The 9,736-nt window shown below is 62.2% G+C and carries 9 protein-coding genes; 5 read left to right on the top strand and 4 right to left on the bottom strand.

Features of this window, described 5'->3' with window-relative positions:
* Positions 1-24 precede the first annotated feature (24 nt).
* The 4 genes from AACV02_RS20290 (at position 25) to AACV02_RS20275 (ending at position 4,688) form a co-directional block, all read left to right on the top strand.
* Positions 25-330 carry a PepSY domain-containing protein gene (locus tag AACV02_RS20290; RefSeq protein WP_106576085.1) on the top strand — a complete coding sequence of 102 codons (306 nt, stop codon included), beginning with the start codon at positions 25-27 and terminating at the stop codon, positions 328-330.
* Between the two features lie 184 nt (positions 331-514).
* Positions 515-1,687, top strand: coding sequence for a GAF domain-containing sensor histidine kinase (locus AACV02_RS20285; RefSeq protein WP_106576084.1), 1,173 nt, complete (start codon positions 515-517; stop codon positions 1,685-1,687).
* A 100-nt stretch (positions 1,688-1,787) separates the two neighbouring features.
* Positions 1,788-2,810, top strand: a complete 1,023-nt coding sequence (locus AACV02_RS20280) for a transporter (protein WP_106576083.1) — start codon at positions 1,788-1,790, stop codon at positions 2,808-2,810.
* Between the two features lie 261 nt (positions 2,811-3,071).
* Positions 3,072-4,688 (top strand): inorganic phosphate transporter, encoded by a 1,617-nt coding sequence (locus AACV02_RS20275; protein ID WP_119741548.1) that lies wholly within the window; start codon positions 3,072-3,074, stop codon positions 4,686-4,688.
* Positions 4,689-4,811: 123 nt separating this feature from the next.
* Here the strand turns inward: AACV02_RS20275 and AACV02_RS20270 are convergent, their stop codons facing one another.
* The 3 genes from AACV02_RS20270 to AACV02_RS20260 form a co-directional block, all read right to left on the bottom strand.
* A complete protein-coding gene (locus tag AACV02_RS20270) occupies positions 4,812-5,786 on the bottom strand; it encodes a 5-oxoprolinase subunit C family protein (protein ID WP_119741546.1) in 975 nt (324 codons plus the stop codon).
* Positions 5,783-6,661 carry a 5-oxoprolinase subunit B family protein gene (locus AACV02_RS20265; protein WP_119741544.1) on the bottom strand — a complete coding sequence of 293 codons (879 nt, stop codon included), beginning with the start codon at positions 6,659-6,661 and terminating at the stop codon, positions 5,783-5,785. The genes AACV02_RS20270 and AACV02_RS20265 overlap by 4 nt, the downstream gene beginning before the upstream one ends.
* 324 nt (positions 6,662-6,985) lie before the next feature.
* A complete protein-coding gene (locus AACV02_RS20260; RefSeq protein ID WP_119741542.1) occupies positions 6,986-7,789 on the bottom strand; it encodes a 5-oxoprolinase subunit PxpA in 804 nt (267 codons plus the stop codon).
* A gap of 104 nt (positions 7,790-7,893) precedes the next feature.
* On the opposite strand from AACV02_RS20260, the gene AACV02_RS20255 reads away from it, so the two are divergent.
* The gene (locus tag AACV02_RS20255) at positions 7,894-8,811 is read left to right on the top strand and encodes a LysR family transcriptional regulator (RefSeq protein ID WP_119741540.1); all 918 of its coding nucleotides are present in this window, start codon (positions 7,894-7,896) and stop codon (positions 8,809-8,811) included.
* Here AACV02_RS20255 and AACV02_RS20250 read toward each other — a convergent pair.
* On the bottom strand, positions 8,808-9,704 hold the full coding sequence (locus AACV02_RS20250) for a LysR family transcriptional regulator (RefSeq protein ID WP_119741538.1): 897 nt from the start codon (positions 9,702-9,704) through the stop codon (positions 8,808-8,810). The genes AACV02_RS20255 and AACV02_RS20250 overlap by 4 nt on opposite strands.
* Positions 9,705-9,736: the final 32 nt, after the last annotated feature.

The following is a 9,736-nucleotide window of genomic DNA, read 5'->3' as shown; positions in this document are numbered from 1 at the left end:
ACAGCTCACCCAGAAGGACACACCATGAAAACCCTGACCGCCCTGTTTGCCGCTACCGCCCTGACCCTGACTGCCGGCCTGGCCCAGGCGGACGTTCGTCCGGACCACATTGAAGGCCTGCTCAAATCCGGTGCAGTCATGCCGTTCGAGAAACTCAACGCCGCCGCCGTGGCCACTCATCCCGGCGCCAGCATCACCGACACCGAGCTGGACCACAAAAACGGTGTACTGGTTTACGAAGTTGACGTGACCGACACCGCTGGCAAGCGCTTTGAAGTCAAGCTCGACGCCAAGACCGGCGCGGTGCTGGAAAACAAGCAAGACACTTGAGTCAACCGCCAAAAAAACCGCGCCACTTTTTAAGTGGCGCGGTTTTTTTATGCGCGCTGGAAAGCCAGAGGCAGGAAAAGTACCCACATAGTTAATGAAATTACACCTACAACGCGCAAGGTCGCTAGAATCCCACCATTAACGTGGGCACAACGCCCACCCTCCTCCCTATAGAGACCGCTGAATGGGGCAGAAAGCCGCCGACATCGCCACTATTGGCCGTATCAGTGCCGTACCTGCGATGCTCAAAGTCATCAGCGACATGACCGGCCTGCGTTTTGCCGCCGTGGCGCGCGTGACCGAGGACACCTGGACCGCCTGCGCTGTGCTCGATCAATTGGAGTTCGGCCTCGGTGTGGGTGGCGAGCTGGACCTTTCCACGACTATCTGTCACGAAATCCGGGGTTCCCACGTCTCCGTGGTGATCGACAAGGCCAGCGAAGACCCGCGCTACCACGACCACCACACCCCGCGCATGTACCAGTTTGAAAGCTACATCTCGGTGCCGGTGTTCCGCACTGACGGGCGCTTTTTCGGCACTATTTGCGCGTTGGACCCCAACCCGGCGCAGCTGCGCAGCAGCACGATCCAATCGACCATGGAGTCGTTCGCCCGGGTGCTGTCCTTGCAGATCGAAGCCGAGGAGGATTTGCAGGATACCCAGGCGCAATTGCAGGAAGAACGCGGCACGGCCGAACTGCGCGAGCAATTCATCGCCGTGCTCGGCCATGACCTGCGCAACCCGCTGTTCGCCATCAACTTCGGTGCCGAGCGGCTACTGCGCAAACACCCCAACGCGGCGACCGACCCGCTCGTACGGCACATCCTCGCCAGTGGCCGGCGCGCGTCGCAACTGGTCGAAGATGTACTGGATTTCGCTCGCGGGCGCATGGGCAGCGGCATTCCGCTGCACCTCAATGATTGCCTGGATTTGCAGGACGCTTTTCGACACGTGGTCTTCGAAGTGCAAAGCGTGCACCCGCAACGCTTGATCAAGGCCGATATCGGCGACCTGCGTGGCGTCTACGGCGACCGCGATCGGCTGGCGCAATTGCTCTCCAACCTGGTGGCCAACGCCATCCATCATGGTAGCCACGACGGCCCGGTGGAGGTCACGGCGCGGATTGAGCATGACCACTTCACGCTGACCGTGAAGAACCCCGGCCAGATCGACGAACTGGCGTTGCCTCGGCTCTTTCAGCCCTACTCGCGGCCGCTCAGGGACACGCCACAAGCCGGCCTCGGCCTGGGTTTGTATATCGTCAAGCAGATTGCCGATGCCCACGGCGGACAGCTGCAGGTATCGTCCTGCGCAGAAAATGGCACGCGCTTCACCTTCACACTGAAAACTCGCTGAACTCGTTTTCATACCGTCACAAAATCGTCATCCGGCCTTGCAATGATTCGCCCACGCGAACCTGTGAAACGTCCTACAGGCGCTTTCTCTGCGAGCCTCCATGAACCACAGCATCGACCACGGCCATCAGGATCCCGATCTGTTTGGCCTGCTTTACGGTTTTCGTTTTCGACCCGGCGAAAAGGGCGAGCAGATTGATTCGGCCACGGCGCTCGCAGCCTTGCAGGCGCCGCACAACCCGGATGAATTTCTCTGGCTGCACCTGAACCTGGCGCACGCCGCGTGCGAGCGCTGGATGCAGACGCATCTGGCGCTGCCGGAAGAGTTTTTCGAAGCCTTGCACGAAGGTTCACGTTCTACGCGCATCGAACACGTTGACTCGGCCTTGCTGGCGGTGGTCAACGACGTGGTGTTCAACTTCAGCAGCATGGTTTCCTCGGATATTTCCACGCTGTGGGTGTGCGCCCGCAGCCACTTGCTGGTGAGTGCGCGCCTGCAACCGTTGCATTCGGTGGACAAATTGCGCTCGTCGGTAAAAGCCGGTGAACGCTTTCGCTCGCCGCTGGAGCTGCTGGTGCATTTGTTGCGCGACCAGGGCGAGGTGCTGACCCAGATCGTGCGCAAGACCAGCCTCAGCGTCGACCACATCGAAGACCAATTGCTGTCTTCGCGCCTGTCTACCAACCGCGCCGAACTGGGTGCCGCACGCCGGGTGCTGGTGCGCCTGCAACGCCTGCTGGCGCTGGAACCGGGCTCGTTGCTGCGCCTGCTCAATCGCCCGCCGCAGTGGCTGCAAAAGGAGGACGTGAAGGAATTGCGCAAATCCACCGAGGAGTTTGCGCTGATCATCAACGACCTGATGGCCCTGGGTGAGCGGATCAAATTGTTGCAGGAAGAGATCGCCGCCAACCTCAATGAACAAAGCAACCGCACGCTGTTCACCCTTACGGTGGTGACAGTGCTGGCGTTGCCGATCAACATCATTGCCGGTTTTTTCGGCATGAACGTGGGCGGCGTGCCGCTCTCCACTGACCCGGAAGGCTTCTGGATTCTGGTGGCGTTGGTGGCCACGTTCACCTTGATAGCCGGGCGCTGGGCCTTTAGAAAGCGCAAAGACTACTGACCGTGGAATGCTACAAAACGGTGGGGGCTTGCCTGCGATAGCATCACCCCGGTGTCTGTGAAATACCGAGGTGCCTGCATCGCGGGCAAGCCCGGCTCCCACACAAGCCAGCGCCCACATTGATTGCACTCTGACATTACTTTTGTGGACGTTTGTAGACCAGTGGCACGTCCAATTCCCTAAACACTGACTTACCGCAGCATCTCTGTAACATTCTGCAATGATCATCAACGACATCCTCCCCACACTGGATGCTCCGGCATGGCCACCCCTTCCCTGACTGCCTCCACCACCGCTTCACACGCAGACCCCAAACCACGGCTGGACAAGAAACCCGGCCTGGTGACGGTGATCATCTTCTTCGCCGTGCTCGCCATGGGCCTGCTGTTTACCGCCTACAGCCTGATGCACGACATGCACGAGCTGGGCACGGTGGTCACCACCTGGACACCGTTCCTGCTGCTCGGCGTGGCGCTGTTGATCGCCCTGGGCTTCGAGTTCGTCAACGGCTTCCACGACACCGCCAACGCAGTGGCGACGGTGATCTACACCAACTCGCTGCCGCCGCACTTTGCAGTGGTGTGGTCGGGCTTTTTCAACTTCCTCGGCGTACTGCTGTCCAGCGGCGCCGTGGCGTTCGGCATCATTGCCCTGCTGCCGGTCGAGCTGATTTTGCAAGTGGGCTCCTCGGCCGGTTTCGCGATGATCTTCGCCTTGCTGATCGCCGCGATCCTGTGGAACCTCGGCACCTGGTGGCTGGGCCTGCCGGCCTCGTCTTCGCACACCCTGATCGGCTCGATCATCGGCGTCGGCGTGGCGAACGCCTTGATGCACGGGCGTGACGGCACCAGCGGCGTCGATTGGAGCCAGGCGATCAAGATTGGTTATGCGCTGCTGCTGTCACCGCTGATCGGCTTCGCGTTTGCCGCCTTGCTGTTGCTGGCCCTGCGCGCCTTTGTAAAAAATCGCTCGCTGTACAAGGCGCCCAAGGGCGACACCCCGCCGCCGTGGTGGATTCGCGGCATGCTGATCGCCACCTGCACCGGCGTGTCCTTCGCTCACGGTTCTAACGACGGCCAGAAAGGCATGGGCCTGATCATGCTGATCCTGGTCGGCACCCTGCCAATGGCCTACGCGCTGAACCGCACCATGCCGGCCGAGCAGTCGTTGCAGTTTGCGGCAGTGGCCGAGGTGACCCAGGTCGCCTTGATGAAAAGCGCACCGCAAGCACTGCCGGGCGACCCACGGCCGATCCTGTCGACCTACGTGCGCACCAAGGAAGCCACCCCGCAACTGATACCCGCCCTCGCCGCCCTGGCAGGCCAGATAGGTGACGAAGTCAAAGGCTACGGCTCCCTGGCCAAAGTCCCTGCCGAAGCGGTAGGCAACGTGCGCAACGACATGTACTTGACCAGCGAAACCATTCGCCTGATGGACAAGGACAAGGTCGGCAGCTTCGACGCCGACACCCAAGGCAAGCTGAAGCTGTTCAAGGAACAGATCGACAATTCCACGCGCTTTATTCCGCTGTGGGTGAAGATCGCCGTGGCCATCGCTCTCGGCCTGGGCACCATGGTTGGCTGGAAGCGCATCGTGGTGACGGTGGGCGAGAAAATTGGCAAGACCCACCTGACCTATGCCCAAGGCGCCTCGGCCGAGACAGTGGCGATGCTGACGATTGGCGCAGCGGACATGTTCGGGTTGCCGGTGTCGACCACTCATGTGCTGTCGTCCGGTGTGGCCGGGACCATGGTGGCCAATGGCGGGGGGTTGCAGATGAAGACCATCCGCAATTTGCTGATGGCCTGGGTGCTAACGTTGCCGGCGGCGATTCTGTTGTCGGGCAGTTTGTACTGGCTGTTCACCCAACTGTTCTGACACAACACTGTTAAAAACTGTGGGAGCGGGCTTGCTCGCGAAGGCGGTGTGTCAGTACCGAATAGGCTGGCTGACACACCGCCTTCGCGAGCAAGCCCGCTCCCACATGGGTCCTATGTGTTTTCAGGGAGTGAATAAACCGCCCATTATTTTCAGCCGCTTCTTGTACACCCGCCGCGCCTCCAATGCCTCCTCAAGCGTCACCGCCACAAACCCCGCCCGCTGGTTCGGCTGCATCTGCCCGATCAAATCCAGATCCGCACTGATCACCGTGCCAATCATCGCGTAGCCACCGCCCGAGACCGCATCCCTGTGCAGCACAATCGGCTCCAACCCCGCCGGCACCTGGATCGAGCCAATGGGGTAGCAACTGTCGACGATATTCGACGGGTCCGAGCCCGCGCCAAACGGCTGCTCACGCGGCTGAAAACTCAACGCGCTGCCGCCCTTGAAGCGATAGCCGATGCGATCCGCCTCGGAGCCCACTGTCCACGGTTCGGCAAAAAAGCTGCTTTTCGCGCCGTCAGTCAGCCGGTCGTAATACAGCCCCGGCACCACACGCAAGGTCACATCGCCGCCGACTGAGCGACGCAGCGCCATCGGCAAACTGTTGCCCGCACGCCCCAGCCCAAAGTCCTGGCCGATCGGCAGTTCATCGCCCGCCTGCAAGCGCCGTCCCTGAAACCCACCGAGCGCGCCGAGGGTGTACGTCGAGCGGCTGCCGAGTACCAATGGCACATCAATGCCGCCCGCCACCGCCAGGTAGGTGCGCGCGCCCGCCTTGGGAAATTCAAAGCGCAGCACCTGCCCGGCGCGCACCTGGAACGCGGTGTCCTGATGCACCACGTCACCGTCCAGGCGCGGCGCCATCAGCGCACCGCTGAGCGCCACCAACGCGTCCTGTTGAAACAGCAGCTCAGGCCCGATCAAGGTGCATTCCAGGCCGGCCGCACCCACCGGGTTGCCCACCAGGTGGTTGGCCGCGCTCAAGGCGTATTGGTCCAGCGCACCCGAGGGCGGGATGCCCAAGTGGTAATAGCCTTCACGACCAAGGTCCTGCACAGAGGTGGCGAGGCCGGGTTTGATGACTTTGATCATGCCAGCGCCTCCTGCAGGGTTTTCGGATAGCCAACGGGGTCGGCAACAAAGGCGTCGAGGGAAAATTCCACCGGGCGGATGCGCAAGTCGAAACGCCCCGCGTCCACCTCGGCGACCGCCAGGTCATAGGCGTCGCGGTCCAGCGGTTTGAACTGCACGATGTCTCCGGGGCGGAAGAACACCATGTGCTCCTTGAGGTACGCCAACTGCTGCGCCGGGTCGTAGATCGGCGCCGGGGTCACGCCGAACATCTGGTAACCCCCGGCGCCGCGTACCGAGTAAATACAGCCAAAGCAGCCGCCATGCCCGAGGGTCAATTTGGGGGTGTCGGTGCGCGGGCGCAGGTACTTGGGCACCTGCAATTGCCGTTCGCGCTCAACCATCTGGAACATGAACGGCAGGCCGGCGACGAAGCCCACCATCGACACAAACCACGGCGCGCCACTGTGGGCGGCGATAAACGCGTCGACATCGGCCAGGCCGTTGATGCGCGCAGCGTATTCCAGGTCCGTGCCCGTGGGGTCTTGGTGACGGTCGCGAAAACGCATCAGCGTTTCGTGGGTCCAGGGGTCGTTGTAGAGCACCGGGATTTCAATGATGCGCGTGTGCAACGTGCGCTCGGCCACGGCCTGGGCTTCGGCGCTTTGCACGGCGTCGAGCAGCACGTGTGGCGCGATGCGGTCGGGGTCGAAGCGAATCTGAAACGACGCATTGGCCAGGCACACATCCAATACGCCGTCCAGCGCCAGACGCTCCACGGCGCGGGTCACGGCCATGCCTTTGAAAAAGGCCTGCAGGGACATGCTGTCGCTGACCTCGGCAAACAAGTGTTCATCACCGCCGAAGCTGTAGCGGATGGGGGACGTTTCAGCCATGTCTGTTCCTCTTGGAATCATTGTAGAAAGGCAGGCAAAAAATAATGTGTGTGTGCATGCTTTTTGTTGGGGTGAGCGCATGTTGTTGTGGCGAGCGGGCTTACTGTTGCCAGTGGGTTTACTGTGGTCAGTGGGCCTACTGTTGTCAGTGGGCTTACTGTGGCGAGCGGGCTTGCCCCGCGTTGGGCTGCGCAGCAGCCCTTAAATCAGGCGACCGGGTGCTACCTGACACGACGCGGCGTTTATTGGGCCGGCTTCGCCGCCCAACGCGGGGCAAGCCCGCTCGCCACAGTAAGCCCGGCTACCTCAGTAAGCCCGGTTGTCTCAGCAAGCCCGCTCGCCCTCAGAGAGTCCTCTCGCCCCGACACGTCCACTCGCCGCTGTGACTACGATGCCCGCCCGGTCCAACGCTTCGCGGGTGGCCTCGACCAACTCCAGCGCGCCGGGCGTGTCGCTGTGCAGGCAGATGGAGTCGAATGCGATAGGCAGGTCTTCGCCCTCTACCGTGCGCACCAACCCCGTCTGACAAGCCCGCAAGACCCGCGCCGCGACCGTTGCAGGGTCAAGCGCCCGCACATGGCGGGTAAACACGATGGAGCCGGTCAGGTCGTATTCACGGTCGGCGTAAAACTCGCGCACCACAGGCTGCCCGAGTTCCTTGGCAACGCGCCAGATCACCGAGTTGGGCATGCAGTACAGCAACAATGTCGGTTCGATCAGTTGCAGGTTTTGCACCAGCAAGCGCGCGGCCTCTTCGTCGCGAGCCAGGTGCATGTAGAGCGCGCCGTGGGGCTTGATGTGTTGCAGGGGCACGCCTTGGGCGCGGGCGATTTCGCGCAGGGCGCCGAGCTGGTAGAGCATGTCGTCCACCAGTTCCTGCGCCGGTGCGTTGATATGCCGACGGCCAAACCCCACCAGGTCACGAAAGCCTGGGTGCGCGCCGATGGCCACGCCGAGTTGCTTGGCGCGCGCAACGGTGCGGCGCATGGTACCGGGGTCGCCGGCGTGGAAGCCGGTGGCGATGTTGGCTGAGCTGATGTAAGCCATCAGTTCAGCATCCACGCCATCGCCGATGGTCCAGGGGCCGAAGCCTTCGCCCATGTCTGAATTGAAATCCACTGCCTGCATCGGTGTCGCTCCGCCAAAGGTGATGCCAGGAAAGTAGGCTGGCGCTTGACCCCTTGGGAAGATCTATTATCAGATGGCCCATCTTCTGAAAATCAGATAAAACCATGTCCCTGACCTTGCGCCAAGTTCGCTACTTCGTCGCTACTGCCGAGATCGGCCAGATTTCCCAGGCGGCCATTCACTTGAACATCTCCCAGTCGGCGGTGACCACGGCGATCAAGGAACTGGAAGCCATGCTCGGCGTGCAGCTGTTTGTGCGTTCGGCCCAAGGCATGAACCTGACCGATGCCGGACGGCACTTTCTCAACCGTGCCTATGTGATTGTGCGCAGCGTGGACGACGCGCTGAACAGCCCGCTGCCGGATTACCGCGCCAGCGGCGTGCTGCGCGTGGCGGCCAGTTACACGGTGCTCGGCTATTTCCTGCCGCATCACTTGCAACGCATGGAACACTGGCACCCGGACGTGACCATCGAGGTGTTCGAGCAGGAGCGCCAGGCCATCGAACACGGCCTGCTCGACGGTCAATTCGACATGGCCGTGGTGCTCACCGCCAACCTCACTCACCCGGATATCGTCTCCGAGATCCTGTTCAATTCGGAACGCCGCCTGTGGCTGCCCAGCCACCACCCGTTGTGCGAACGCGGCGCCGTGAGCCTGGCCGATGTGGCGCAGGAACCTTACATCCTGCTCACCGTCGACGAGGCCGAACACAGCGCCATGCGCTACTGGGAACAGGCCGGACAAACGCCCAGGGTGCGGCTGCGCACCAGCTCGGTGGAGGCGGTGCGCAGCATGGTTGCCAATGGCAGCGGCGTGGCGATTCTGTCGGACCTGGTGCACCGGCCCTGGTCCCTGGAAGGCAAGCGCATCGAGACGCTGACCGTGACCGACCCGGTGACGCCCATGAGCGTCGGCCTGGCCTGGCACCGCGAGCGCGCGTTCACACCGGCGATGCAGGCGTTTCGGGATTACTTCCACGATGCTTTCCTGGCACCGCAGCAGTTGTCGGCGCGGCGTTAAATCTGGGCTTGCACGGTGGCGGCGAGCCAATCCATGAACACCCGCACGCGCTGTGGCAAATGCCGCTGCCCGGCATAGAGCAACGACACGTCCAACGCCGGCGCGGGGTAGTCAGGCAACACGGCCACCAGTTCACCGCGCTCGAGTAAATCGCGAATTCCCAGGACCGGCACCTGCGTGATGCCAAAACCGCCCAGGCACGCCGACTTGTAGGCATCGGTGCTGTTGACCGTGACGCGCCCGGCCATCGGCACGCGGTGCACTTTGTTGCCCTGCTGGTATTCGAACCCCGGCGAACGCGAACCCAATGGCCGCACGTAATGCACCAATTGGTGATGCGCCAGGTCGGCCAGGGTCTCGGGCTTGCCATGGCGCCGAACATACTCGGCGCTGACGCAGTTGATCATCGGCATGCTGCACAGCAGGCGCGCCACCACCGACTGATCAGGCTGCGCGCCGACGCGCAACACGCAGTCGAAACCTTCGGCGAGCAGGTCTACCTGACGGTCGGTGGTGCTGATTTCCAGCTCGATCAAGGGGTGGGCGTGCATGAATTCGGGCAGGCGCGGCAGGATCAGGTCCCGCGCCATGACGTTGGGCATGTCCACGCGAATGCGCCCGGTCAGTTGCGCTTCATCCTGACGAAACAGGCCTTCAAGTTCTTCCATGTGCGACAGCAAATCCTTGCTGCGCTCATACAGCACGCGCCCGTCCTGAGTGGCCTGGACCTTGCGCGTGGTGCGCTGCAACAGGCGCGCGCCGAGTAATTCTTCGAGTGCCTGCACGTGCTCGGACACCGTGGAGCGCGGCAGCCCCAGGCTCTCGCCCGCCTGGGTGAAACTCGACAGTTCGGTGACCCGCACGAAGGTGCGCAACAGCTCAAGCTTGTTCATGGGATTGTTCGCCTTATCCGGCCAGTGATTCC

It is taken from the genome of Pseudomonas sp. Larv2_ips (assembly GCF_963879675.1).
In the GTDB taxonomy this organism is placed as follows: Bacteria; Pseudomonadota; Gammaproteobacteria; order Pseudomonadales; family Pseudomonadaceae; genus Aquipseudomonas.
The sequence above is the reverse complement of the archived record's forward strand: the minus strand, read 5'-3'. Positions and strand labels throughout refer to the sequence as shown.

Bases quoted from the DNA above. Each gene is read 5' to 3' on its own strand.
- AACV02_RS20290 (WP_106576085.1), top strand. From the start codon at position 25: ATGAAAACCCTGACCGCCCTGTTTGCCGCTACCGCCCTGACCCTGACT.
- AACV02_RS20285 (WP_106576084.1), top strand. From the start codon at position 515: ATGGGGCAGAAAGCCGCCGACATCGCCACTATTGGCCGTATCAGTGCC.
- AACV02_RS20280 (WP_106576083.1), top strand. From the start codon at position 1,788: ATGAACCACAGCATCGACCACGGCCATCAGGATCCCGATCTGTTTGGC.
- AACV02_RS20275 (WP_119741548.1), top strand. From the start codon at position 3,072: ATGGCCACCCCTTCCCTGACTGCCTCCACCACCGCTTCACACGCAGAC.
- AACV02_RS20270 (WP_119741546.1), bottom strand. From the start codon at position 5,786: ATGATCAAAGTCATCAAACCCGGCCTCGCCACCTCTGTGCAGGACCTT.
- AACV02_RS20265 (WP_119741544.1), bottom strand. From the start codon at position 6,661: ATGGCTGAAACGTCCCCCATCCGCTACAGCTTCGGCGGTGATGAACAC.
- AACV02_RS20260 (WP_119741542.1), bottom strand. From the start codon at position 7,789: ATGCAGGCAGTGGATTTCAATTCAGACATGGGCGAAGGCTTCGGCCCC.
- AACV02_RS20255 (WP_119741540.1), top strand. From the start codon at position 7,894: ATGTCCCTGACCTTGCGCCAAGTTCGCTACTTCGTCGCTACTGCCGAG.
- AACV02_RS20250 (WP_119741538.1), bottom strand. From the start codon at position 9,704: ATGAACAAGCTTGAGCTGTTGCGCACCTTCGTGCGGGTCACCGAACTG.